The following is a 24553-nucleotide window of genomic DNA, read 5'->3' on the forward strand; positions in this document are numbered from 1 at the left end:
CAATAACTCCTACGGGGCTCCTTCAGCTCGTCGACGGGCGATAAATGCCTCAAATTCGACCTGCAACACATCGTTGCCATTCTCGACAAGGCCCGGAAAACGTTCCTTGAAAAGTTTTCTGCCCTCGTTTATCTCTTTGGCCAAAAGATCAAAAAAGGTGCCGGAATGAATCCCCTCTTCAACTTTCTCCTGATTATACAGGGCTATATCAGAGACGATATTACGGGCGAGGCGGTGCGCCTTTTCCGGGACTTCAGCTTTTTCGGACGCCGAAATCTCATCTTCTTCAGCCTGCTGAATCTTGTTGTTCATTTCGTCGGTGAATTGCCTGGCTATCTGCTCCTCGCCCGGTGCGGGAACTTCGCCGGGAACCTGTACTTCAGAGGGGTCAGGTGGTTCGGAAGTCGCCGGTTCAGCACCACTGACCAATTGGTGGATATAAGCAACCAGATCATTCGGAATATGATGTTTTTCGATATAGGCATCGGCACCGTACAATGACGCCGGCGTCCGCTTGTAAGCCATCTTGTTGTAGACAGAAGAGAGAAGAATGATTTTGACATTTTCAAGGCCGGGAATTGCCCGGACCTTTTCGACTACCTCAAAAGCGTACAATCCCGGCAACGCAACATCGACAATAATCGCCTGAGGCGGCTTTGCCTTCATCAGGGTCAGAGCGCTCGGCCCGTCGTGACTGATGTGGCAACTGATTTCCGCCTTCTGCAGAATAGCACTGATCGTTTCACACAGAGCCTGATCATTATGCGCGATCAGAACATGGATCGAGACTGCCGGTTGTGATAATGCCGGGACCTGTGCCTGGAAAACCTTTTGGCATTTAACGCATTTCAAAGTGACCTGTTTACCGCCAAACTTCTCCTTATTCAATCGGTACTGGGAAGAACAGGTTGGACAATTGGTTATCATATCTATTTCCATTTAAATGATTTATTGAATCCTATTTCTTTAATCGACAATCTCATTGAGATTCGTGCGGATCTGGTCGAGATCAAGTTTTTCATCGGTTGAAAGGATTTTCTCAAGATTAAGGATCATGACCAGGTCTTCATCGCGCTGACATACGCCGAGAAAATAGTCGGCCTCCTGTCCTTTCAAAAACCTTGGTGCCGGCTGAATCTCCTGCCGGGTAAAGGTCCTCACTTCAGCGACCTCATCCACCATCAGACCGATAACCTTGCCGGCAAGGACAGATATGATCGTCCTGTTTTTATGGCCGCCATCGACGACCGGCTGATCAAAGCGACGACGCAGATCAACAACCGGGATCACAGCCCCACGCAGGTTGATTACCCCTTCGATAAATCGAGGCGCTTTCGGAACAGGAGTCAGCTTCTGCGGCCTGATTACCTCCTTGATCCGGAGGATGTCGAGTGCATACAACTGATCGCCAACCTGAAAACAGGCAAGCTGAATCTCCTTCCGCGAGGTTTCTTCCGATTCAGATGCTGCATCGGAGTGAGAAAACTCTTTAATCATTTTGCCAAAAACCGCTGTATTGTCTCGATAACCATAACCGACTTGAATGGTTTGGTGATGTACCAGTCGGCTCCGACTTTTTCACCGCGAGCCATATCTTCCCGGCTTTTCTTCGCAGTCAGCATAATCACCGGGATGTCGGTGGTTTCCGGATCATCCTTAATGCGCTGGCAGACTTCAAAGCCATCAATTTCAGGCAACATGATATCGAGCAGTACCAGGTCCGGCTTCTCTTCGGCAATGGCATCCAGCGCTTGCTGCCCGTTGGAAACACCGCGAACATCATACCCCTTCGATGTAAGAAGAATGCTTTCCAGTTTGAGCAAGCTCTCTTCATCTTCGACAATCAGAATCTTCTTCTTAGCCACGGGAGACTCCTTTCTCCTTCAATCAAACGAGTTCAGCATCCATAACGCTTGATAAATGCAATAAAATCAACATCTTGCCATCAACCCTGCCAACTCCTTCAACGAAGTCACGATCAAGGCCCGACAAAACCGTTGGTGGCGGTTCAATATTTGCTAATGGAACATTTACAACCTGATTAATCCTGTCAACGATAAAACCGGCCAGACGTTCGTTATTCTGGCAAACGATAATTCTCGACGAAGAACTGACTTCGGTCTGATCAAGGTTCAAACGGCGGTTCAGATCAAACACCGGGACAATGATGCCACGGAGAGAGATAATGCCCTTGATAAAATCAGGAACACGTGGAATATCTGTCACTTCACGGGGTTTTATAATCTCACTCACCGAATCAATCGTCAGCGCATACTCTTCATTGGCCAGAGCAAACGTCAACCATTGTTGAACATCCTGATCGACGCTATCATCATCGTTGGTCAGCGCCTGCAGATAGTTCGCCTCAGTTGCCAGGCCACCGTCGACAGTGAAAGCGAAAAGGGCATCGAGAGGATCGTTTTCCACCGGTTCTTGCTGCTCCGGTTCGGTTGCAACCGGGTCTTCGATAAAAGGCTCGTCGGCAACCTTAACCTCTTCCCCGGCAACGGCATCTTCCTGCATCGGCTCTTCGTCCGGTTCGATTGGAGGAGGCTCAGCTACAGGCGGTTCATCAACCGGCGGCTGATCAACCTGATCCGCGACCGGCTCACTGACCGGTTTTTCCGAATCACGTTTATCCTGCTGTCTGACTTTCGCTTTTTTTCTGATCTCAACAAGATCCATCTGTCACTGCTTTCACTTATGTAGAATCTAGTTCATATCAAGTTCAGCCATCACGGCCTGCATGACAGAGCCATCAATGGTCGAGACATCCCTGCCAAATCCCTCGAGCAGGGCCAGGGTCGCAGCATGATTAATTTTGCGGGGAATCCCGTCGGAATACTCATAAATCCGGTCAATCGCATCCGGTAGAAAAATCCCGGATGGACCACCCGCAATCTCGATCCGGCAATCGATATAGTCTCCGATCTCTTCCCGATCAAGAGGCTTGAGATCATACTGCATGCCGAAGCGCTGCCTTAAAGGTTCATAAACACGATGTGCCAGGCGTTTGCGCAACTCGGGTTGTCCCATCAGAACAACGCTGATCAGGTTTTGATCGTCGAGTTGATAATTGGTTAACAACCTGATTTCATCAAAAGTCTCCTTATGCGGAACCAGTTGGGCTTCATCTACAATTAAAACCGGACAGACTCCCGTTTCATAAAGACCATATAGCTGACCACCAATTTGTTCAAGGAGATCAACCTTGAACCGGGCCGGTTCTTCAATCCCGATTCGCACCGCCAATGAGCGCAGGAATTCCATCGGAGACAACCGGGGGTTAATCAGAAGAATCACCTTATATGATTCATCGAGCTCATCAATCAGGGCACGGGACAGTGTTGTTTTACCACAGCCAATCTCGCCGGTCAGAAGAATAAGATCCCGCTCTTCAACCGCATAGACCAGGCGGGAAAGAGCCTCCTTGTGCTTCTTGCTGAGATACATGAAGCGAGGATCCGGTGTTTTACTGAACGGCTTGTCAGTCAGTCCGTAAAATGCCTCATACATTGACGTTACTGTCTCCACGCAGCGCTTCAGTCATCAGACCGCCAACATCAAGAACCAGAATAGTTTTCTGGTTTCCGAGATCGGCAGCACCGGCAATCCCCTTGACAAAGGATAACGTGTTGCCAAGAGACTTGATCACTACATCCTGTTGACCCAGCAGATCATCGACAACAATACCGAGCCGTTTTTCGGCCAGGCCGACAACGGCGACGAAACAACGACCATCCTGACTCTCTTTTTTCGGTAAATCGAAAATCTCAGCCAAACGGAGCAACGGCAAGGTATTCTGGCGCAGTTCAATAACTTCCTTGCGTTCAATCGTCTTGATCGAGGATTCTTCTATCATCAGGGTTTCGAGAACCGAGTTAATCGGAACTGCGTAGGTTCTGTCGGAAACGTCGACAATCAGAGCCTTTATAATCGCCAGCGTGATCGGTAGAGTAATTGCCAACGAAGTACCTCTGCCAACTTCACTGTCAATTTCAATCATGCCGGAGAGTGCGGCAATATTGTTTTTGACGACATCCATACCGACACCGCGCCCCGACAGCTCACTGACCTCTTCCCGGGTTGAAAATCCGGGCATAAAAATTAGATCGTAGACATCTTCCCGGGTCAATTCGGTATTACTGCTGATCAACCCCTTGCTGACTGCTTTTTTCCGGATGATTTCCTCGTCTATGCCGCGGCCATCATCCTTTATTTCAATAACGACATGATTACCCTTCTGCGAAGCCCAGAGGCAGATTGTCGCCTGCTCCGGTTTGCCGGCTGCCTTGCGCTCGGCCGGTGACTCAATACCATGATCAATCGCGTTGCGGATGATGTGTTGCAAAGGATCAGAAAGGTCTTCAACAATCAGCTTATCAAGCTCCGTATCTGCGCCCTGAATATCAAGTGCGACTTTTTTATCCTGGGATTTGGCGACCTGGCGGACGATCCGCAACATCTTATCGAATATCTGGGCAACCGGAACCATACGGACATCCATGACCCCTTTTTGCAGATCCTCGAGTTTACGTTCAAGTTCCCGGGTCGCCTTCTGTATTTTATTGACAATTTCATCCCGACCGCTCGATTTCAGTCGATCAACAATATCGATGAATGCCCCCTTTGAAAGGACAAGTTCACCGACGATATTCATCAGCTCGTCGAGTTTGTCGATATCAACCCGAACCGTGCGACTGATCGATCGGAGACTACTTCCGGCATCCTGTTGACCCGGTGCAGCAATATCGACCTCGGGCTCGACATAACCTGCAGTATCATCCACAGAAGTATCGGCCACAGATTGTGAGGTGCCACCGATGATCGATTCTACAACAATTTCGTCGTCGGCGATCAACTCGACAACATCTGCGACACTGCGGTCCGTTCCGAGAAGGAGCTGGAAAGCAATTTTTTCGGCCAGGTCACCGGCATAAGGCAGCGTACTGATAACCTCACCAAGCTGTTTTAGCAGATCAGAGACCGATGCCAGTCCCTGATCAAAATTGGAAAGATCAAAACTGACCTTGACCCGGTAAAGATTGTTCCCTTTTTTCAGGTTTTCGAGTAAACGATGTTCTTCATACTCGGTCAGAACATTAAGAATTTCCGGATCGATATCGTAGTCAGCCAGACCTGAACCGCCAGCGGCGTTGCCTGACATAACCAACTGTATACGGGCGATAACAGATGATATATCGCAACTGAAAGATTCATCTTCACTTTTGCCGTGAACAAGCTGGGTCAGAAAAGAGAGGGACTCGAAAAGGGTTTCAATCAGGTTGTCACTGAGCGGGATTTTGCCAAGTCGGAAATTATCGAGCAGATTCTCCATATGGTGCGCCAGGTCGGCGACATCGCTGAAACCGAACATCCCGGCCAGCCCTTTGAGCGAGTGCGCGCCACGGAAGATACTGTTGATCAGCTCAGGATCGGACTCACCCTGCTCTACCGAATCCCCGAGGGTTACGAGATCAAGATTGAGCTTCTCGATTATCTCTTCAGCCTCGCCAAGAAATTCTTTTAGCGCTTGTGAGGACGTGTCGCTGGACAAAGAGGCCTCCTAAACAAGGTATTGCCGGATGAGCGCCTGCAATTCCTCGGGATTAAAAGGCTTGACCAAGTAGGCATCAGCCCCGAGAGAAATTCCCTTTTCGCGGTCTTTTTCACTCCCCTCCGTACTGATAATAAACAGAGGTGTTTCCTTATAATTCGGATTGTTTTTGATAAAACTGATCAGTTCGAGACCATTAATATCCGGCATATTGATGTCGGTAATAACCAGATCAACCTTTTCCCGCGGCAGGATCCTGAGCGCCTCGAAACCATTGGCCGCTTCGATCAGTTCATAACCACCCATAACAGAGATTGTCGAAGCGATCAGCGACCGCATCGTCTGGGAATCTTCAGCAATCAGAATTTTTTTGGACACCGATCCAGTCTCCATTGCAAATCATATTTCATTAAACTGCCTGGCCATCCTTCATCCGCCGCTCAAGCAGGGCACGCTCCATTGCCATACCTGCCTGCGACAAAAAAATCTCAAGTGATTCGGTATCACCAACCGGTTTATGCTCCGGCAGGTTGTCGCCGTAAATAACCGCGACAACGCTCCCCTCACTCAAAATCGGACCGACAAAGATATCATTCGGCCGTTCTCCGCCGAGTTGACTGACCAGGTAATTGTCCCACTCGCCTTCGCCAAAAGCTGTATGTTTTGGCGTACGCTCCTGCAATGCCCTCTGGAAGATCGAATCAACGTTTGTTGGCACCTTGATTCGACGAACCATATCATCGGGGTTACCCTTTTCGAGATCGAGACCGAACTGACCGAGACCGACAATTTCGTCAGCTTTGACAAAGAAGATAACAGCACGATTCATCAACTCGCTGGCAAAACGGAGTACCAGAAGGATAATCCCACCGCCGAGCGCCGGGTTATTCAGTTCCTGTAGCATGCCACCGAGCAGATGAATTCCGGGGGTCGGCTCGATCCGGGTTGGCTTGGCCTGAAGCTCCGCATCGTTGACCTCCTCAAGCAATTCAGCGCCAAAATTGATGCCGGTTTCGGCAGACCGTACGACTTCCTGGGCTGAAGCCAGCGGCATATCGTCTGTGCCGATAACCTGCGAAATCAATTGCGCCATTTCGGCAAGAACCTGCTTGCCCTGATCATCGCCAAGATGGCTTTTCTTTGGCTTGAGAACGAGCGCCCCGAGATTGAGCGGCACGAGTTTCTGTTCGAGTTCGGAAGTAACCTGATCGCTCATCAGCATAATAACCAGATCAGGATATTTCTCGCGAACAATCTTGACAACTTCAATGCCGCCTGAAATTCCGCTCCCATCGAGCTTTGGCATAATAAGGTCAATCAGCAGGTAGGGCTTTGCGCCATTGGCAACAGCAGATTCGAGCGCCTTGAGATAGTCCTTCGATGAGGTAAAGACCGAAACATCAAGGTTCAGATCGCGCATCTGACGAGCGACCACCTGGGCGGTCAACTGATCGTCATCAACAAGAAAAAGGGGTGGACCGGTCGGCTTTTCCTCTACTGCAGGCTGATCATCAACCTCCAGATCTTCAACCGACGAAGCCGCCGGTGCCGACTCCTCGGAGATTTCAGCCGCCAGTTCATCGCCAAGCAGATCTACAAGATCAACGATTGACTCTTCTTCTTCTATTTCGACCGACTCGCCAGCATGCCGTTTTTCGTCAAGCAGACGGCTCCCCTCCATGGCCAGCCATTGCGGATTCAACCCCTGGTCCAGCATGAGTTGCAGCGGATTGACACTACCTGAAGCGAGCTCTGCCGGCTCACCTAGCTGGAATGAAAAGGTTCCTTCATTCCAGGCAAAAAAACCGTAAACAATTTTCTCGATCTGCTCTTTGGCAACTTCCTCTATTTTTTCGGCCGAAACACCGAACTTTTCTGAAAGGATCGCACCGAGACGAGGCGGGCTGTCAGAGTTTCGCTGGATAAAGAGAGCCTTCTTCAGCGTCTCCAGGTCAACCAGGTTGTGCCGGACCAGCATATCTCCAAGATTAACCTTACTGGCACTGGTCGTCGCACGAATAACCTGACCCTCAAGGAAAGTCACCTTACCTTCCCGGCCAACACTTTCGAGGGTTAAAATACCCGATTTGCGGCTGAGGCTGACAATCTGAAGAATTTCACCCAGACCCAGGTCCTCAAGGTTTCCGACCAAACTCATTTCTACTCCTGGCAACTGACTCCGTGTCCGGAGGAAAAACAACGCCTAAGAGGCGGATATTAAACAAGAAAACATAATAATACAGCAAACAGTGCAAGTAAAGTAAATTAACCGGCCCTTTCCCGGTCACGGTAATGCACCCGAAAAGGCACGCCGCTAAAGCCGAACGCCTCCCGAATCTTATTGTCGAGATATCTTCGATAAGAGAAATGAACCCCTTCAGCCTTGTTGACAAAAACCATGAATGTCGGAGGCCGGACTGCGGTCTGGGTGATGTAAAAGAACTTCAACCGTTTCCCCCGATAAATAGATGGTTGATGGGCTTCGACCGCATCCTGCAAAACCCGGTTCAGCTTACTCGTCGATACCTTTCGGTTAAACTCTTCAGCGACCGCTTCGACTTCAGCCATGATCTTGCTGACGCGCTGGCCGGTCAACGCCGAAACGAAAAGAACCGGGACGTCACCCAGAAACCTGAAGCGGTACCGCAAATCCTTGAGATAGCTCCCCATTGTCTGATGATCCTTATCGAGCAGATCCCACTTATTGACGACCAGAACAACTGCTCGCCCTTTCTCGTAGGCATATCCGGCAACCGTCAGGTCCTGCTCCGAAACCCCCTCTGAAGCATCAACAACGGTCAGAACGACATGCGCCCGATCCATTGCCTTCAACGCCTGTACGACACTGAACTTCTCGAGCCGCTGGCTGACCTTTCCCTTGCGCCTTATGCCGGCAGTATCGATCAGAACATAATCCTTTTTATTATAAGTAAAGACCGAGTCGATACTGTCCCGGGTGGTTCCGGCAACCGGATTGGCCACGACCCGCTCCTTGCCGAGCAACCGGTTGACGAGAGAAGACTTTCCGACATTGGGCCGGCCGATGATAGCCAGCCTTGTCTCACTGTCACGCTCATCATCCTCATCTCCCGGCGGCAGACTGGCAAGAACCTGATCCATCAGGCCGTGAATTCCCCGGCCATGTTCAGCCGAAAGAGGATACAACAATTCAGCACCGATCTCATAAAACTCGGCAACATTCTCCTCCTGTCGATCACCGTCAATTTTATTCACGACATACAGCACCGGTTTCTCGACCCGGCGCAGCATGTTAACAACCTCGTGATCGGAAGGTGTCACCCCCTCGCGGCCATCCATGACAAACAGAATCAAATCCGCTTCTTCAATTGCCAACTGCGACTGCTCGCGCATCTGCACCAGAAGCCTTTCTTCGCTGACTGGCTCAAAACCGCCGGTATCGATCAACGTAAATGACCTGTCATAACGATTGACATCAGCATAATTCCGGTCTCGGGTCACACCCGGAAAATCTTCGACGATAGCGCGGCGCTCACCGAGTATCCGATTAAAAAGAGTCGACTTGCCGACATTTGGGCGGCCGACGATGGCAACAATTGGTTTCATTGAGTTTACTCTACCTACTCTTTCAGTAAAAATTCCAGAATACTACTCATAACCGAAGCGGCGCAGCTGCCCGACCGAATCGGTCCAGTTTTTCTGAACATGGACAAAAAGCTCCAGATAAACACGACTGTCAAGAAAGGATTCAATCTCCTTCCGCGCAGACTGACCGACAGCACGTATCCGACTGCCATTCTTGCCGAGAATGATCCGTTTATGGGCATCACGTTCGACATGAATTACGGCACCAATGACAATCAGGCCCTTATCCATCTTTTCTTCAAAACTCTCGACTTCAACCGCGACACCGTACGGAATTTCGTCACGCGTCTGCAACAGTAACTGTTCACGAACCATTTCGGCGACGATAAAACGTTCCGGCAAGTCGGTGACCATATCATCCGGGTAATAACGTGGACCATTTGGAAGATATTCCATGCAGGTATCGATCAACGGCGCGACGCCCTCCCCGGTTGCCGCTGATATCGGAACAATTTCAACAAAATCATGAAGCTTTGAATAATGATCGATCAGCGGCAATAAATTTTCCCTTTTAACGAGATCGACCTTGTTGATAACCAGAAATACTTTACAGCCGCTTTGCCGCAGGATATCGAGTACGAACCGGTCGCCGCCACCCGGCTTCTCCATCGCCTCTACCAGAAAGAAGACCAGATCAACGCCGCGGCAGGCCTGAAGGGCCTGGTCAACCATATACCTGTTCAGCTTGCCGGTCGGTCGATGAATACCCGGAGTATCAATGAACAGAATCTGCCCGTCGGCACGCGACTCTATCCCGAGAATGCGGTTGCGGGTTGTTTGCGGCTTATTACTGGTAATCGCGATTTTCTGGCCAAGAATCCGGTTCAGCAACGTTGATTTTCCGACGTTCGGACGGCCAACGATCGAGACAAACCCCGATTTATATTTCGTGTCATTTCCCATGTTCACCTTCTGAAGTTCAAACGGCTCACTTCGGCTACAGGTCGTGCCTGGCAACCGACAGCAATAAAGCCCTTCTCAACCTGTGAGTCACATTCTATCGAGAAGTTGTTCCCGCGCTGCTGCAGTCGTTCCAGATTGCAACGACGATGTCCGATTGCATCGGAAAAATCGTGCGGATGGACAGATACCGACGTGAACCTTTCGTTTGCCAGTGACTCGAGCGCCGACAGCCATAACCGCGACCGAACCAGTTGGCCGAATGCCGGATGATATGGCCCGGCCAATACGGCTTCCGAATCAAGTCCACTGTTCGACTGTAGGCCGAAGCGAATTATCGGCACATCAGCCTGCCGACAGATCAGCGCTATTTCAGTACAAATACTGACCGCCTCTTCGAGAGAAAGCGGCGTGTAACCTCCCTGCCGCCAGAGATTGGCCAGAGCCGTTCCGGCAAGAACAACGGTCGGGTAAATTCTGAGGAAATCCGGAGCCAATGCCAATGCCTGATCTAATGACGAAAGTGCTTCCGACCGGCTCGATCCGGGCAGGCCGGGCATCAGCTGAAGGCCGAGCTGAATGCCGCCGGTACGAATCATGACAGCGGCCCGAACCGAATCAGCGGCGCTGTGCCCACGTCCGGAACTGTCAAGGACCTTATCAGAGAATGACTGACAGCCGAGTTCAATCGTCGTGACCGATGCTGATTTCAACTGCAAAATCATCGTCTTATCAAGTGCATCAGGTCGGGTTGAGAGGCGAATCCCGCCGACAACGCCACGTTTAATGTAGGGCTGGACCAGACCGAGCCAGGCGGCTATTTCATCAGACGGCAAAGCGGTGAAAGAGCCACCGTAGAAAGCAACCTGATCGATCGGTCCGGCGACCAGGGACTGTTCAATAAGGTTTCTGGTCTCTTCAGGATCCGGCATGCCGGAAACGGCGCTGGTCCGGGTCTGACTACAGAAGACGCAGGCCTCGGCGCAGCCTGCGTGGGGGATAAATATCGGAAGGATTCTCATCAGTTAACGATCCAGTTCTGCCTGAGCAGCCCGGGCCGCGTCCTTTTCTGCAAGTTTTTTTGAGCGACCTTCCCCGCTACTGATTTTTTTGCCCTTAAGATGCACCTCAACGGTGTAGTGGCGCTGATGATCAGGGCCGGTTTCATCGACCAGAACATAATCGGGGGTTTGACGATGGATCCGCTGACAGAACTCCTGCAACCTGGTCTTATGATCAACATCAAATTCGTTCCGCACCGCTAAGACAATCTCATCCCGGAATACACTCTCAATAACCGATTGCGCCTGATCGTACCCGCCATCGAGAAACAAGGCACCAAAAAAAGCTTCGACCGCGTTGGCGAGGATACTATCCTTGTCCACACCGCCGCTCCGGCGCTCGCCCCTGCCCATTTTAAGACAGCTACCGATCTCAAAACGACGACCGACATCAGCCAGGTTCTTTTCACGAACCAGTTCTGCCCGAATGCGGGTTAATTCACCCTCTGGCAGATCAGGGTAATCGAGAAAAGTCCGTTGACTGATGACAAGGTCAAGTACGGCATCGCCTAGGAATTCGAGACGCTCATTATGCACCTGGGCAATGTCCGGACGTTCGTTGCTGAACGACTTGTGCGTCAATGCCTCGAGCAAAAAACCGGGTTGCCGAAAACGGTATCCGACCCGGTTCTGGAGTCTATCGATATTCGCGTCGAAATCAATCAGCATGAAAATCCGTTTTTTGATGTTAATACAGACATTTCGATCAGTATACTGATACTTCCTCCGATGTTCAATAGAAGCCTTGTCCGGAAAACCTTTCCTCTTGCTTCAGAAACTTTCGCTACATATAATGGCTGACCGGATATTTCCCAAACGACGGCCAACGCCACTCCGTACAGCCGGAGAGCAAGAGATACAGATGTCTTTTTTTATAACCTTTGAAGGGATCGAGGGTTCGGGCAAAACGACCCAGATTGAGCTGGCCAGGCAATGGCTCGAAAATGAGTTTGAACGCCCCATCGTGGTGACACGTGAGCCGGGCGGCTGCCCGATAGCCGATCAGATCAGAAGCACACTTCTCGATTCAGCCAATAAGGACATGGATGAACGAACCGAGTTGCTGCTCTACGCGGCGGCCCGGGCCCAGCACATGGCCGAAAGGATTCAGCCGGCACTGGCCGAAGGCAAACCGGTTTTATGTGACCGCTTCACCGATGCAACCCTTGCTTATCAGGGTTACGGACGCGGTCTTTCAATCGAGCTGATTGAAGAACTGAACCATTTGGCAACCCGCGGTGTAGCGCCGGACCTGACGATCCTGCTCGATTTCCCACCGGAAAGCGGAATAAAAAGAGCCCGGCAGCGCAACGCCGACACGACCGGTCCCGACGAAGACCGATTTGAAAAGGAAGCCCTTGCGTTTCACCACCGGGTGAGGATCGGCTACCTGGCCCTTGAACATAAGTTCCCACGAATCCGGAAGGTTGAAGCCGACGGCCCTGTTGAAGAAGTCGCAGCGCGGATCAGAATCGTTTTACAGTCATTCCTTGAGGATATGAAAACCGTATGACCTTTGCTCAGATCATCGGACACGATCGGCAGAAAGATATTCTGCGCCGGGCATTATCCTCCGAACGCCTGGCACACGCTTATCTTTTTGAAGGCCCTGAAGGTATTGGCAAGCGCCTGATGGCTCTTAGCCTGGCCCGGGCTGTATTCTGTGAGAACAGGAATGGCTGCGGCGAATGCCCGCCGTGCCGAAAGGTAGACCATAACAACCATCCGGACTTGCATATTTTCGAACCGGACGGCCCACAAATCAAGATAGACCAGATCCGCAATTTACAAAAAGACCTCTCATTCAGGCCCCTGGAAGCCGAGAAGAAAATTTGCCTCCTTGATGATGCCGACCGGATGAACCGGGCCGCCGCCAACGCACTTCTTAAAACACTTGAAGAACCGACCGCCAACACCCTGATTATCCTTCTCTGCTCACACCCGGAAGCCATGTTGTCGACGGTCCTTTCTCGTTGCCAACGGCTACCATTTTCAAGACTGCCGCAACAACGCATTGAAGAGGCGCTTCTTGAAAAAAGAGACATCGGCCCGGATGCGGCACATATACTGGCGGCTCTAGCTGAAGGAAGCTTTCACAGCGCCCTCGGCCGGGATGACGATTTCTACCTGGAAAAAAGACGGGAAATTCTTAAAAGCGTAACCGGGCTTTCCCGCGGGAGCATCCTGCCGCTCCTCGAACTTGCCCGTGAACTGGCGAGCGACAAGGAACTTATCCCGGATCTGTTTGAAATTCTGATTTCGTTCTATCGGGACCTGTTACTGTACCGGATGGGACGACCCGACGATGCCCTGGTCAACATAGATCTGCTGGAAAAAATACGGCGGGTCGGTGGACGTGAAGACACCCCGCAACTGTTACGCAAACTGGAAGCGCTTATGACCGGGCAAAAGAACCTTGATCGCAATGTTAATGCCCAGCTGAACCTTGAAGTTTTACTCCTTCGCCTTGCGGCCTAGATTACGCTGACGGGTGTTGACAATCAGTCGGCAAAATGGTCTTATCTCAGGTTCAGAATTCAACTAATCAGAAGTGAAGATTTGATATGACGCGTGTTGCAACAATTAAATTCCGCACAGCCGGCAAACACTACAACTTCAACGCCCGGGAGATTGAGCTCAAAGCAGGCGATCAGGTTATTGTTGAAACCGATCGCGGGCGAGCCCTCGGGTCCGTTGTCGTTGAACCGACCGAGATCGACCAGACTTCCGAAAACAGAGAGCTGAAAAATGTCCTCAGAATAGCCACAGAGGAGGACCTCCAACTGGCTTCGACCAATGCTGAGCGCGAAGAAGATGCCTTGCGTTACTGCAAATCCAAGGTCATTGAGCGAAACATGGCGATGAAGATGGTCAAGGCGGAATATCTTTTTGACGGCTCAAAGATCATATTCTACTTCACCGCCGACAACCGTGTCGATTTCCGTGAACTGGTCAAGGACCTTGCCCATCATTTCCATACACGAATCGAAATGCGCCAGATCGGGGTTCGGGACGAAGCAAAATTGATCGGCGGTCTCGGGATCTGCGGACAGGCTCTTTGCTGCTGCAGCTTCCTGACTGATTTCACGCCGGTTTCGGTCAAAATGGCCAAAGAGCAGCAACTGGCGCTCAACCCGAACAAAATCTCCGGCCAGTGCGGTCGACTTCTCTGCTGCCTCAGTTACGAATATGAAACATACCGCATGATGCGCAAGGGGATGCCGAAGAATGGACTTAAATTAACAGCAGACGGTCTGAATGCCCAGGTCACCGAGCTCGATATTCTGAGGCAGGTAGTAAGCCTGAGGATTGAAGATGGTCGTTTCCTCAAGTTGAGCAAAGAGCAGTTCACTGAACTCCAGTCGACCGGGAAATTGCCTGAACAAGAAGCTCCCCCCGAGATCATGGTCCGGAACGAGCCAAAACCGAAAGCCGAAAGCAAAAAGGAAATCCCGGCAGACGATAATGACGACAGCGACAGACCGAAAAGAAAACGCCGGCGGCGGCGGCGCAAGCCATCCGGCGGCGGTGGCAATTCGCCCGACAATTCCGGTAAAAGCGGAAAAGAGAACAAACCGGAACACAAGGAAAAATCGACACCGTCTGAAGAGACTAAACGGCAGCAAAAAAATGAGGATAAGCAGGCAGACAATAACAACTCTGCACCATCGGGAGAGCAAAAGAAGCGTCGGCGCAGAAGGCGCAGGCGGAGCGGACCAAAACCGGAAAACAATGACAAGTCCTGAAGCAGGAGCAGATTAAATGGACAAGCATTTTTATATTACAACACCGATATATTACGTGAACGACGTGCCGCATATCGGACACGCCTACACGACAATCGCCTGCGATGTCCTGTCCCGCTACAAGCGTGAGCGCGGCTACAAGGTCTTTTTCCTGACCGGCACCGACGAGCACGGCCAGAAGGTAGAAAAAGCAGCCCAGGCCAACGGTGAAACCCCGCTTGAACTCGCCGACCGGGTGGTCAAGCGGTTCCAGTCGTTATGGGATAAACTCGATATCGACCATACCGATTTCATCCGCACGACCCAGGAACGGCACAAGAAAGCGGTTGAGGAAATCTTCCGACGGATCGAGACAAAAGGGGATATTTATCTCGGCGAATATGTCGACTGGTATTGTACTCCATGCGAAACTTTCTGGACCGAAACACAGTTACTCGATGGGAACTGCCCTGATTGCGGTCGCAAAACCGACAAGCTTAAAGAAGAATCCTATTTCTTCAGGATGAGCAAATACCAGGACGCACTGCTCAGGCATATCGAGGAGAATCCTGAATTTATCCAGCCGCGATCCCGTCGCAACGAAATCCTCAGTTTTATCAAGGAAGGGTTGCGCGACCTGTCGATTTCACGGACAACGTTCAACTGGGGGATACCGGTACCGGGCAATGACAAACATGTTATCTACGTCTGGTTCGACGCCCTGACCAACTATATTTCGGCGCTCGGTTTTCCGGACGATCCGGACGGGAACTTTAAAGATTTCTGGCCCTGTACTGCCCATGTCATCGGCAAAGACATCCTCCGCTTTCACACCGTTTACTGGCCGACCTTTCTGCTCGCCGCAGGCCTCCCCTTGCCGGAAAAAGTTTTAGCCCATGGCTGGTGGACAGTCGAGGGCCAGAAAATGAGCAAATCGCTGCGCAACGTCGTCGAGCCGAACATGCTGGTCGACAAATACGGTGTCGATGCGATTCGTTACTTTCTGATGCGCGAAGTTCCGTTCGGCCTTGACGGTGACTTCTCCCACTCGGCCCTGGTACATCGCATTAATTCCGACCTTGCCAACGATCTGGGTAATCTGGTCAGCCGCTCGACGGCGATGCTCAACAAGTATTTTGCCGGGGTTTTACCAGAATCAGGCCCGGTCGATGAAATCGACCAGACACTCAGCCAGAAGTTTGCCGATACGATTCCGGTTGTCGATAAACAGATGGATGATCTCGCCTTCAACAAGGCATTACAGTCGATCTGGGAACTGGTGTCAGCAGCGAACAAGTATATTGACGATACCGCCCCCTGGGCCCTGGCCAAGGACGATACACAAAAAGAGCGCCTCGGAACCGTCATGTACAACCTGCTTGAGGCTGTTCGGTTGATAGCCCTGTTCACAACTCCGTTCATGCCGACGACCGGTCAAAATATTATCAGCATACTCGGTGGAGATCCTGACGCCATTCGTGATGACGCCCTCTTTGAATGGGGCGGGCTGCAGGCCGGCACCAAAATCGACAAGGCCCTCCCCTTGTTCCCACGGATTGAAGCGGACTGAACCGAAACAGGAATTATTCTTACTAAAGAGGGGTGCCGAGGCGCCCCTTAGTTATTGGTGCAGGCATGAAATACACCCTCGTTGATTCACACGCTCATCTTGACGGCAGTAAATTCACCGACGACCTTGATCAAGTCATACAGCGGGCCAGCGAAAATGACGTCGAATACATCCTGACGATCGGTTGTGACCTTGAAAGCTCACGTAAAAGCATCGATCTGGCGCTACGCTACCCCAACATTTACGCTTCGGTCGGAATTCACCCGCACGACGCCGCAAACGCCGATGACAAGGCAATCGAAGAACTTAGGCAGATGGCAACCTCGATCGGAAAAGTTGTTGCCATCGGCGAAACCGGACTCGATTTCTTCCGGGATAATGCACCCAGACCGGCTCAGCGCGAAGCTTTCCGCAAACAGGTTCGCCTGGCCCGCGACCTCAAGTTACCCCTGATTATTCATGACCGCGACGCCCACGACGAAACCGTCGCGATTCTCAAGGATGAAAAGGCCAGTGATGTCGGCGGTGTTCTCCACTGTTTTAGCGGCAACCTGAAGATGGCCCGAGCCTGTATCGATCTCGGCTTTTATATTTCATTTCCCGGGACCCTGACCTATCCGAAGAATGATGAACTCCGTGCCATCGCCCGGGCCTTGCCGATCGATGTGGCGCTGGTGGAAACCGATTGCCCTTACCTCGCACCCCAGAAATGGCGCGGCAAAAGGAATGAACCGGCTTATGTCAGGACGACGGCAGAGCTGCTTGCCGAAATCAAGGGCCTGACTTTCGAGGATGTTGCGCGCGTCACATCTCTGAACACACATCGACTTTTCGGAATTGGCCGGATAGACCAGTCGGCAAAGATCGCCTACGTCATCCGGCATTCGCTGTACCTCAACATTACCAATCGTTGCACCAACAAGTGTACGTTTTGCGCAAAATTCAGGGATTTTACCGTCAAGGGGCATCAACTCTGTCTAGAGCATGAACCGGACCTTTCCGAGGTTATTGCCGCCATTGGCGACCCGGCGCAATTTGACGAAGTCGTCTTTTGCGGCTACGGCGAACCCCTGTTAAGACTTGACCTGGTGAAAGAAATAGCCGCCTGGCTGAAAAAAGAAGGGAAAAGAGTCCGGATCAATAGCGACGGTCAGGCCAATCTCGTTTATGGACGCAATATCCTGCCGGAGTTGAGTAGTCTGGTCGATGCCATATCGATTTCACTCAATGCCGCCGATGCAACAACTTACCAGAAGTATTGTCAGTCAGATTTCGGAGAAAAAGGCTATGAAGCAATCAGGGCGTTTCTCGTCGAGGCGAAGAAAACAATCCCTTCAGTAACGGCAACCGCAGTCGCCCTGCCCGGCCTCGACATTGATGCTTGCCGCAAAGTCGCCGATGAACTTGGCGTCGCATTCCGACCAAGGGAATATAACGATCTCGGATAAAGATGGTTGGCTATTTCTTCCTTTTCCGGATAAAGGCGCGGACCCCGAAAAAAAGACCGATCAACGTCATCGACCAGATAAGAACAAGCAGAGCTATTTCACTGACACCGTTCATGCTTTCATACTAACAGAATATCAGTTCCCGACATTGATCGAAGTCAATTTCCGCAAAACAAAAGGGCTGCCCCGGCAAACAACCCGGGGCAGCCCTTTTTACGCGTGGACGGGACTGGCTTATAATTCTTTAGGGACACAGACATTGGCCGCCGAATGCACCTTGACCCCGCAGTTGGCACAGGCGAATTTCGGGTCTTCAAATCGCTTCTCAATCTCGGGATTCATCTCCTTGTACTGCAATTGGCATGCATGAAGATCACAATGTTCTTCAGGATTAGTACAACTGTTTTCTGTCATTTTTAACCTCCTCTTTTTGTATAAGATTAACGTCTATTCGATCAAGGTCAATTCGTTTAATACAGATTCCCTTAAATCATCGATTGAACCCGGCCGGGAAATCCAGTAAACTCGTCGGAATATTAAAGAGTCGGGAGAGTTCGTTATGATCATTGGCTTTGCCGGAAAAGCAGCCTCCGGAAAAACGACTGCAGCAAAACACCTGGCCCCTCTCCTGACCGGTCCCTTTCAAATAATTCCGATGGCCCAACTCTTGCGCGAGGAAGTAGAAAACTTCCTTGAGCTGATCGGGGCGACGGAGTACACGCCCCTTGTTTACGGATGTCAGGACGACAAGGTCAAAACCTTTTACGTTGACACCAGCCGGGCCCTCGCTAACTGCCCCAAGTGGAATCACTTCATCTCGGAACATCAGGAGATTCAGGACCGGGACGACCGGACGGCGATAACTGTCAGGCGTATTCTCCAGTGGTGGGGAACCGAATACAGGAGAGAGCAGGATCCCGACTATTGGACCTCGGCCTGGGCCAACAAGGTAAAAAGTTACGACCTCGAAAAAACCAACATTCTGGTCGATGATATCCGCTTCAACAATGAACTGAAGACCCTCAAAGGATTGGGTGGATTGATTGTCAAGATTGAGCGCCCCGGATTCGCCGGCGCCGGCAACCACGCCAGTGAAACGTCTCTTGATGATTACTCTGAATGGGACCACATTGTACAGAACGATGGCACCCTCGAACAGTTCCTTGACAAAATATCTGACCTGCGTACAAAGCTGCCTTAAAAAAAGCTGCAGAACGGCAGTTTTCCAAGATTGAATCGCTACCGCGAAGCGCTCTTTGGCAACACCAGGTTGAGTATGACTCCGACAATGCCCGCAAGACCAATTCCGCCCAGCTTGACAACTGCAAAATCAAAGCTCATGCCGCCGATGCCGAAAACCAGGATAATCGCCACAATCGCCAGGTTGCGCGGCTCCATCAGATCTTCTCCGGCCCTGACCAGGGTGTTAATCCCAATCACGGTAATTGCACCGAACAACAAAACCATGATTCCGCCCATCACCGGCACCGGGATGGTATTGAGAAAACCGCCGAGCTTCCCGATGAATGCAAGAAGGATTGCGGCAATCGCCGCCCAGGTCATGATCGCCGGATTAAAAGAACGGGTCAGGGCAACAGCACCGGAGACCTCGGAATAAGTTGTATTCGGAGGACCGCCGAGAAAAGCCGCCAGGCTCGTCGCCACACCGTCACCCAGCATGGTTTTCTGGATGCCCGGTTTTTCCATATAATCCTTTCCGGTAATATTGCCGATCGCAAGAATGTCGCCAAAATGCTCAATCGCCGGAGCAATGGCGACCGGAACGATAAACAGAATCGCCTCGAAATTCCATTCCGGAAAAGTAAAATCAGGCATCGCAAACCACGGAGCCTCGGCAACTTTCTGCAAGGAGATCAGAGCCGGGCCGGTCCAGTTCTTAAGATCACCGGGATTAAAAGTCCCCTGTATCGATGCCGAAACGCCGGAAACGTCAAGAACAATTGATGCAAGATAGCCGGCAGCAATACCGCAAAGGATAGGAATCAGTCTGAACAGACCTCTCCCCAGCAGAGAAACAAGAATTGTCGCAACAAGAGAAATGCCGGCTATGATAAACGCAGTCGTCTCCGGCACCAGCCAGGCCGAGCCGTCACCGGTCCGTCCCGAAGCCATGTGAACCGCAACCGGCGCCAGCACCAGACCGATGACCATAATGACCGGGCCGGTCACAACCGGGGGTAAAATTTTATGAAGAATTCCGGAACCGAAAACGCGGATAACCGCACTCAACAACATGTAGAGGAGACCGGCCGCCAGCAAACCGCACATAGTTCCCGGAATGCCCCAGGTATTCACTCCATGGATTATCGGCGCAATAAAGGCAAAACTTGAAGCGAGAAAGATCGGAACCTGTCCCCGGGTAATCAGCTGAAACACAAGTGTTCCGATACCGGCAGTGAATAGTGCCACGTTCGGGTTAAGCCCGGTCAGTAATGGCACCAGGACCAGGGCGCCAAAAGCAACAAACAGCATCTGGGCACCGACGATACAATCCCTGCCCCTGAAATTATATTCTGTGGATGAAATTGGGATCTGACTCATAATTCCTCTACTCCTGTTTATTTGGTACCAAAAATTTTATCGCCGGCATCACCGAGGCCGGGCAGAATATAACCGACATCATTGAGACAATCATCGATCGAGGCGACGTAAAGATCAACATCAGGGTGGGTTTGATCAAGACGGGCGATCCCTTCCGGTGCCGCGACCAGGAAAAGCCCCTTGATGTTCTTGCAACCAGCCTCCTTAAGCATGTTGATGGTTGCGATCAGACTGCCACCCGTTGCCAGCATCGGGTCGAGGATCAGGGCTGTCCGATCTTCCATCTTGCCGGCCAGTTTTTCAAAATAGGTCACCGGTTCAAGGGTTTCTTCGTTGCGGTAGAGCCCGACGACGCTGACCTTGGCGCTCGGGATCAGATCGAGCACCCCGTCCATCATGCCAAGGCCGGCCCGCAAAATCGGAACAACAGTGATCTTTTTTCCTTTAATTTTATGAACCGTGACCGGTCCGGCCCAGCCCGGCACCTGCTCCTCTTCGGTGGGCAGATCGCTGGTCGCCTCATAAGTCAGAAGTCGAGCGACCTCGGAGGCAAGTTCACGGAAATTTTTCGTACTGATACTTTCACGCCGCATCAGACCAAGCTTGTGCCTGACCAGCGGATGTTTCACTTCATGAACGGGCATGTAAAATCTCCAGAAGATTATTATAGATTTCTACGATACTCACACAGCAGACGATAGATCTCTTCATTCTCAATAAATTCGGTAATCAGGAGCCCCATCCCGCCTTTGATGCGGTGCATCATGTTCTGCGGGACCTTTTTGGCCCACATAATGCGCCCTCTAAGAAGAATTTTTTCCTCTTTTAGTGTCGTAATTTCGACTGTCAATATCGTATTAGGTGCAACCGGAGCTGTTGAGCGAATAAAAATGCCCGTCTCGGAGATATCTTCTGTAAATCCGACCCGGCTAACATCATCGCCTGTACCGAATTTAAGCGTCAAACGTTTGCGATAACGAGCATCTTTTCTTTTGTCGTGCCCCATAAACACTCCTCATAAAATTAAATGACGATAAACATACTACATCATTAAAAAAAGTACAAAAAAAGAGCGCTCAATGCGCTCTTTTAATTATCTTTCGGCAAGAATTTTCTCCTTACGTTCCCTGAGAATGGCGGCATGTCGGTCTTCTTCTTTAGCCAGCCAGTGAAAAGCTTCACGACCTTCCGACGTACGGGCGTGTTTTGCTGCTACATGGAAATATTCAGAAAACTTCTCCTCTGCCTCAATCGCCAGACCCAGTGCACTGATATCGGGGTCGTTCTCTTGCAGGGCTTGCTCGAGGCGTTCGGCTGACGGAAAAATCTCCTTGTCCCGGAACCGTTGTAGATATGGCAGAAATTCCTCCTCATCGTCCCAGAACGCACCATCTTCATACTTGGGAACCAATGATTCAAGCGTTTTTAGATGCTGAATTTCATCCTGGGCCAGAGATGAGAAAATATCCCTGGCGAGTTCATTAACAGCTTTTTCAGACATCGTTGAATAAAACCGATGTCCGTTATTCTCAACTTCCATGGCAGCGCGAATCACTTCAAATCCACTAAATTCTGTCAAACCGGACATACAGACTCCTTCATTAAAAGATGGGTTAAGGCCCAATAGGTAATAGTTTACTTGCCGAATATATCTTGCAACCTGTTTTGTAACTTCTCTTCCAGTTTTTCCTGAACCTTCTTCCTGACTACTTCTTCCGCCTGTTTTTTAAGGCCGCTGCGGTCAAGACTGACCTCAGGGGAGCTGTAATCGCCCTTGATCCGGAGCGGCACCGAAGTCCAGCCATTTTCATCTCCGAGATAACGGGTCAGCTTTCCATTTTCGTGCAACCGTCCTCCCAGTTCGGGAGACAGGGCAACGCGTGAATGGATGTCCATACGCCCGCTCAAACCGATAATCCCGGAAGTTGACAATCGTGTAGTCGGTCCGTCAATCATACTGCGAAGTTCCACCTCGCCGTTTTGAATCGTCAACGCAATATCACCGTCATCCAAGATAATCTTGCGCATCTCGCCAATACCGAGCAGCGTCGCAGTTGAATCGAGTGCCGGGATATTCTGCAGTTTGCCCTGAGCCAGGGTAAACAGCCCCTCTCCCGAAATCGTTTTCTTGATCGTTTCCGGTACCGTTCCCGTTCCGGCAAGATTAAGCTGGCCGGCCAGCACACCTTCAACAGAATCGGCCAATTCGGGCTTGACCAGCTTTATTATTTCCCCACCATTGACCCCCTTGAGGTCGATCCGGGTATCATAGACAAACCCCTTTGCGCCAAGATTGATTTTTGCCGTTTCTTTAAATTCTCCATCGGCGACAGCCGCTGAAAGGTTATTGATCAGCAGAATGTTGTTTTTCAGAGTAACATTAAGCTGTAAATTCCTGAGAGGGATCTGATTATAAACGATACTGTCTATGCGGACATCCCCGACCAGATCGACCGGGATTGAAAAGGGTCCGATCTCTTCAGCTTTGCTATTTGATTCACCACCGGAACCGGTGGCAGGCCCCTCATCAGTCGGCGGCAAAATTTCATCAATATTTATTGACTCGCTATTACAGGAGAACCGGATCTTAATGATCTCGTCAAAGAGGTTACTGGCTGACAGTTCAAGTTTAAGAACCTGACCATTGATCCTGGCAACAAAATCGGAAGTTTCGACGACATCATCATCGATCCGGATCAGGACCTGAATACTCCCCTTAAAGTCTGCAGTATCAATATCGGGAGCATACTCATCCGGAATTGATTCGAAAATGTCGGCAAACGTTGTTTTCGGAAGTTCAACAGTCGCCTTGATTTTTTGATTTGACATGGCACCGGCAACAAGGACCTTGACCCGATTGAAAGTTGCTTCAAGATCACCGCCTGCGGCGACCGGGTTGATTTTCCCATGCAACCCGAGCGTATTTTCATTCCAGATGGCGCTGAGATCAATCGGAAAGGGGCTGTCGACGGCCACGTTGCTGGCGTTGAAATTAAACGCTGACACCTCGTGCCGGATCGGGCCGCCGACAGCTGCATGGTCGATAAAAAGCAGACGGCCATCAGTTACACCGATGCGTGAGACCTGGACATCGACAGGCGCACTCCCCGTTTCCGGCGTTACCGTCCCCGGAGAAACCTCCCCGGAATGATTTTTTTCATCGATCAGGTCACTGAAGTTGAATGAACCATCGTCATAACGAACAACTTCAAAGCGGGGCCTGACCAGGGAGGCTTCGTCAATTTCAACCTTCAGCATGAGCAGGGAGAGCAGACTGTAACGCAAAACCACGTTCTCGGCGGCAATAAAAGATCCGTTGCCATCCTTCCTGGCGATATCAAGATCTTGCAGGGTGATTCCGGAGAAAAGGCTGATCTGAATGTCACCGATGGAGACCTTGCGCTGGAGTGCATCCTCGGCCAGCGGCAGCACGGTTTCACGCACCCGTTCCGGGGTAATTAAAACATTTACCAGCAGAATCAGGGCAACCAACAGCACAACCAGCAGGCCGCCGCTGATCAGGAGGATTTTCTTTATTTTTTTCATTCACGTAACTCCATCAACTCATCCGAGTGGATCTGTAATTCCTGCGGTTTCGAGCACCGCCCGCCATTCCTGTTCGGTAACCGGCTGAACCGAAAGCCGGTTACCCTTGCGCAACACCCCCATGCCTGACAACACCGGGTGCTGGCGAAGAAAATCGCGCGTCAGTGAAAACGGCAGGTGACAGAGGTACTGGACATCGACCATGAACCAGCGCGGCCTGTCAGGATCGGATTTCGGGTCAAAATGTTTCTCCTCGGGATCGAACGCGGTGTGATCCGGATATCCCTCGCGCACAACCCGTGCCAGTCCGACAATCGACGGCTCGGCCGTGTTGCTGTGATAAAAAAGGACACCATCACCAGGCTTAATCTCGTCACGCAGCAGGTTGCGGGCCTGGTAATTACGCACTCCGTCCCAGTGCTCGATTCCATCCGGCATCGCCTTGAGATCATCGATCGAGAAGCAATCCGGTTCGGATTTCATCAGCCAGTAACGATGCTGGTTCATGAGTTTGCACCAAAAAAATGGATAATTTTGACTTACATCAAAGTTATGTTTAG

General features: G+C 51.0%; 25 protein-coding genes. 6 read left to right on the forward strand and 19 right to left on the reverse strand.

Annotated elements, in window-relative coordinates; all coding sequences use genetic code 11:
- Positions 1–9: 9 nt before the first annotated feature.
- From C0623_09525 to rnc, 12 genes are all read right to left on the reverse strand, one after another.
- On the reverse strand, positions 10–939 hold the full coding sequence (locus C0623_09525; GenBank protein PLX99305.1) for a hypothetical protein: 930 nt from the start codon (positions 937–939) through the stop codon (positions 10–12).
- Positions 940–966: 27 nt separating this feature from the next.
- Entirely contained in the window at positions 967–1497 is a 531-nt protein-coding gene (locus C0623_09530; protein PLX99306.1) for a chemotaxis protein CheW, read from the reverse strand.
- Positions 1494–1865, reverse strand: a complete 372-nt coding sequence (locus C0623_09535; protein PLX99307.1) for a two-component system response regulator — start codon at positions 1863–1865, stop codon at positions 1494–1496. The genes C0623_09530 and C0623_09535 overlap by 4 nt, the downstream gene beginning before the upstream one ends.
- A gap of 22 nt (positions 1866–1887) precedes the next feature.
- Positions 1888–2685 (reverse strand): chemotaxis protein CheW, encoded by a 798-nt coding sequence (locus tag C0623_09540; protein ID PLX99308.1) that lies wholly within the window; start codon positions 2683–2685, stop codon positions 1888–1890.
- A gap of 27 nt (positions 2686–2712) precedes the next feature.
- Entirely contained in the window at positions 2713–3516 is an 804-nt protein-coding gene (locus C0623_09545) for an ATPase (protein ID PLX99309.1), read from the reverse strand.
- Positions 3509–5557 (reverse strand): chemotaxis protein CheA, encoded by a 2049-nt coding sequence (locus tag C0623_09550; GenBank protein PLX99310.1) that lies wholly within the window; start codon positions 5555–5557, stop codon positions 3509–3511. Before C0623_09550 ends, C0623_09545 begins: the two co-directional genes overlap by 8 nt.
- Before the next feature lie 9 nt (positions 5558–5566).
- A complete protein-coding gene (locus C0623_09555) occupies positions 5567–5950 on the reverse strand; it encodes a response regulator (protein PLX99311.1) in 384 nt (127 codons plus the stop codon).
- A gap of 16 nt (positions 5951–5966) precedes the next feature.
- Positions 5967–7715 carry a hypothetical protein gene (locus C0623_09560; protein PLX99312.1) on the reverse strand — a complete coding sequence of 583 codons (1749 nt, stop codon included), beginning with the start codon at positions 7713–7715 and terminating at the stop codon, positions 5967–5969.
- Between the two features lie 107 nt (positions 7716–7822).
- Positions 7823–9142: a ribosome biogenesis GTPase Der gene (locus tag C0623_09565; protein PLX99313.1), complete on the reverse strand. Its 1320-nt coding sequence runs from the start codon at positions 9140–9142 to the stop codon at positions 7823–7825.
- Positions 9143–9184: 42 nt separating this feature from the next.
- Positions 9185–10084: a GTPase Era gene (locus tag C0623_09570; GenBank protein ID PLX99314.1), complete on the reverse strand. Its 900-nt coding sequence runs from the start codon at positions 10082–10084 to the stop codon at positions 9185–9187.
- Between the two features lie 2 nt (positions 10085–10086).
- On the reverse strand, positions 10087–11103 hold the full coding sequence (locus C0623_09575; protein PLX99315.1) for a radical SAM protein: 1017 nt from the start codon (positions 11101–11103) through the stop codon (positions 10087–10089).
- 3 nt (positions 11104–11106) lie between these two features.
- Positions 11107–11811 (reverse strand): ribonuclease III, encoded by a 705-nt coding sequence (rnc, locus tag C0623_09580; GenBank protein PLX99316.1) that lies wholly within the window; start codon positions 11809–11811, stop codon positions 11107–11109.
- Positions 11812–12004: 193 nt separating this feature from the next.
- Here rnc and C0623_09585 point away from each other — a divergent pair, with 193 nt between their 5' ends.
- From C0623_09585 to C0623_09605, 5 genes are all read left to right on the forward strand, one after another.
- Complete coding sequence (locus C0623_09585; protein PLX99317.1) at positions 12005–12655, forward strand: dTMP kinase; 651 nt, start codon at positions 12005–12007, stop codon at positions 12653–12655.
- Positions 12652–13620, forward strand: coding sequence for a DNA polymerase III subunit delta' (holB, locus tag C0623_09590; GenBank protein PLX99318.1), 969 nt, complete (start codon positions 12652–12654; stop codon positions 13618–13620). The genes C0623_09585 and holB overlap by 4 nt, the downstream gene beginning before the upstream one ends.
- 86 nt (positions 13621–13706) lie before the next feature.
- The gene (locus tag C0623_09595; protein PLX99319.1) at positions 13707–14888 is read left to right on the forward strand and encodes a hypothetical protein; all 1182 of its coding nucleotides are present in this window, start codon (positions 13707–13709) and stop codon (positions 14886–14888) included.
- 16 nt (positions 14889–14904) lie between these two features.
- Entirely contained in the window at positions 14905–16437 is a 1533-nt protein-coding gene (locus C0623_09600) for a methionine--tRNA ligase (GenBank protein PLX99320.1), read from the forward strand.
- Between the two features lie 65 nt (positions 16438–16502).
- The gene (locus tag C0623_09605; GenBank protein PLX99321.1) at positions 16503–17885 is read left to right on the forward strand and encodes a radical SAM protein; all 1383 of its coding nucleotides are present in this window, start codon (positions 16503–16505) and stop codon (positions 17883–17885) included.
- 234 nt (positions 17886–18119) lie between these two features.
- Here the strand turns inward: C0623_09605 and C0623_09610 are convergent, their stop codons facing one another.
- Positions 18120–18299 carry a hypothetical protein gene (locus tag C0623_09610; GenBank protein PLX99322.1) on the reverse strand — a complete coding sequence of 60 codons (180 nt, stop codon included), beginning with the start codon at positions 18297–18299 and terminating at the stop codon, positions 18120–18122.
- 145 nt (positions 18300–18444) lie between these two features.
- On the opposite strand from C0623_09610, the gene C0623_09615 reads away from it, so the two are divergent.
- Complete coding sequence (locus tag C0623_09615) at positions 18445–19086, forward strand: hypothetical protein (protein ID PLX99323.1); 642 nt, start codon at positions 18445–18447, stop codon at positions 19084–19086.
- A gap of 38 nt (positions 19087–19124) precedes the next feature.
- Here C0623_09615 and C0623_09620 read toward each other — a convergent pair whose 3' ends face one another.
- From C0623_09620 to C0623_09645, 6 genes are all read right to left on the reverse strand, one after another.
- Positions 19125–20438 carry a uracil permease gene (locus C0623_09620; GenBank protein ID PLX99395.1) on the reverse strand — a complete coding sequence of 438 codons (1314 nt, stop codon included), beginning with the start codon at positions 20436–20438 and terminating at the stop codon, positions 19125–19127.
- 26 nt (positions 20439–20464) lie between these two features.
- Positions 20465–21091 carry a uracil phosphoribosyltransferase gene (locus tag C0623_09625; GenBank protein PLX99324.1) on the reverse strand — a complete coding sequence of 209 codons (627 nt, stop codon included), beginning with the start codon at positions 21089–21091 and terminating at the stop codon, positions 20465–20467.
- Positions 21092–21111: 20 nt separating this feature from the next.
- Positions 21112–21453, reverse strand: coding sequence for a pilus assembly protein PilZ (locus C0623_09630; protein ID PLX99325.1), 342 nt, complete (start codon positions 21451–21453; stop codon positions 21112–21114).
- Positions 21454–21540: 87 nt separating this feature from the next.
- A complete protein-coding gene (locus C0623_09635; protein PLX99326.1) occupies positions 21541–22035 on the reverse strand; it encodes a hypothetical protein in 495 nt (164 codons plus the stop codon).
- Positions 22036–22082: 47 nt separating this feature from the next.
- Positions 22083–23993: a hypothetical protein gene (locus C0623_09640; GenBank protein PLX99327.1), complete on the reverse strand. Its 1911-nt coding sequence runs from the start codon at positions 23991–23993 to the stop codon at positions 22083–22085.
- Positions 23994–24011: 18 nt separating this feature from the next.
- Positions 24012–24500: an EVE domain-containing protein gene (locus tag C0623_09645; GenBank protein ID PLX99328.1), complete on the reverse strand. Its 489-nt coding sequence runs from the start codon at positions 24498–24500 to the stop codon at positions 24012–24014.
- Positions 24501–24553: the final 53 nt, after the last annotated feature.

Source organism: Desulfuromonas sp., from assembly GCA_002869615.1.
In the GTDB taxonomy this organism is placed as follows: Bacteria; Desulfobacterota; Desulfuromonadia; order Desulfuromonadales; family UBA2294; genus BM707.

What these genes read in the sequence shown, in the direction of transcription:
- C0623_09525 (PLX99305.1), bottom strand. Translation starts at nt 939, where the DNA reads ATGGAAATAGATATGATAACCAATTGTCCAACCTGTTCTTCCCAGTAC.
- C0623_09530 (PLX99306.1), bottom strand. Translation starts at nt 1,497, where the DNA reads ATGATTAAAGAGTTTTCTCACTCCGATGCAGCATCTGAATCGGAAGAA.
- C0623_09540 (PLX99308.1), bottom strand. Translation starts at nt 2,685, where the DNA reads ATGGATCTTGTTGAGATCAGAAAAAAAGCGAAAGTCAGACAGCAGGAT.
- C0623_09545 (PLX99309.1), bottom strand. Translation starts at nt 3,516, where the DNA reads ATGTATGAGGCATTTTACGGACTGACTGACAAGCCGTTCAGTAAAACA.
- C0623_09555 (PLX99311.1), bottom strand. Translation starts at nt 5,950, where the DNA reads ATGGAGACTGGATCGGTGTCCAAAAAAATTCTGATTGCTGAAGATTCC.
- C0623_09560 (PLX99312.1), bottom strand. Translation starts at nt 7,715, where the DNA reads ATGAGTTTGGTCGGAAACCTTGAGGACCTGGGTCTGGGTGAAATTCTT.
- C0623_09565 (PLX99313.1), bottom strand. Translation starts at nt 9,142, where the DNA reads ATGAAACCAATTGTTGCCATCGTCGGCCGCCCAAATGTCGGCAAGTCG.
- C0623_09570 (PLX99314.1), bottom strand. Translation starts at nt 10,084, where the DNA reads ATGGGAAATGACACGAAATATAAATCGGGGTTTGTCTCGATCGTTGGC.
- C0623_09575 (PLX99315.1), bottom strand. Translation starts at nt 11,103, where the DNA reads ATGAGAATCCTTCCGATATTTATCCCCCACGCAGGCTGCGCCGAGGCC.
- rnc (PLX99316.1), bottom strand. Translation starts at nt 11,811, where the DNA reads ATGCTGATTGATTTCGACGCGAATATCGATAGACTCCAGAACCGGGTC.
- C0623_09585 (PLX99317.1), top strand. Translation starts at nt 12,005, where the DNA reads ATGTCTTTTTTTATAACCTTTGAAGGGATCGAGGGTTCGGGCAAAACG.
- holB (PLX99318.1), top strand. Translation starts at nt 12,652, where the DNA reads ATGACCTTTGCTCAGATCATCGGACACGATCGGCAGAAAGATATTCTG.
- C0623_09595 (PLX99319.1), top strand. Translation starts at nt 13,707, where the DNA reads ATGACGCGTGTTGCAACAATTAAATTCCGCACAGCCGGCAAACACTAC.
- C0623_09600 (PLX99320.1), top strand. Translation starts at nt 14,905, where the DNA reads ATGGACAAGCATTTTTATATTACAACACCGATATATTACGTGAACGAC.
- C0623_09605 (PLX99321.1), top strand. Translation starts at nt 16,503, where the DNA reads ATGAAATACACCCTCGTTGATTCACACGCTCATCTTGACGGCAGTAAA.
- C0623_09610 (PLX99322.1), bottom strand. Translation starts at nt 18,299, where the DNA reads ATGACAGAAAACAGTTGTACTAATCCTGAAGAACATTGTGATCTTCAT.
- C0623_09615 (PLX99323.1), top strand. Translation starts at nt 18,445, where the DNA reads ATGATCATTGGCTTTGCCGGAAAAGCAGCCTCCGGAAAAACGACTGCA.
- C0623_09625 (PLX99324.1), bottom strand. Translation starts at nt 21,091, where the DNA reads ATGCCCGTTCATGAAGTGAAACATCCGCTGGTCAGGCACAAGCTTGGT.
- C0623_09630 (PLX99325.1), bottom strand. Translation starts at nt 21,453, where the DNA reads ATGGGGCACGACAAAAGAAAAGATGCTCGTTATCGCAAACGTTTGACG.
- C0623_09635 (PLX99326.1), bottom strand. Translation starts at nt 22,035, where the DNA reads ATGTCCGGTTTGACAGAATTTAGTGGATTTGAAGTGATTCGCGCTGCC.
- C0623_09640 (PLX99327.1), bottom strand. Translation starts at nt 23,993, where the DNA reads ATGAAAAAAATAAAGAAAATCCTCCTGATCAGCGGCGGCCTGCTGGTT.
- C0623_09645 (PLX99328.1), bottom strand. Translation starts at nt 24,500, where the DNA reads ATGAACCAGCATCGTTACTGGCTGATGAAATCCGAACCGGATTGCTTC.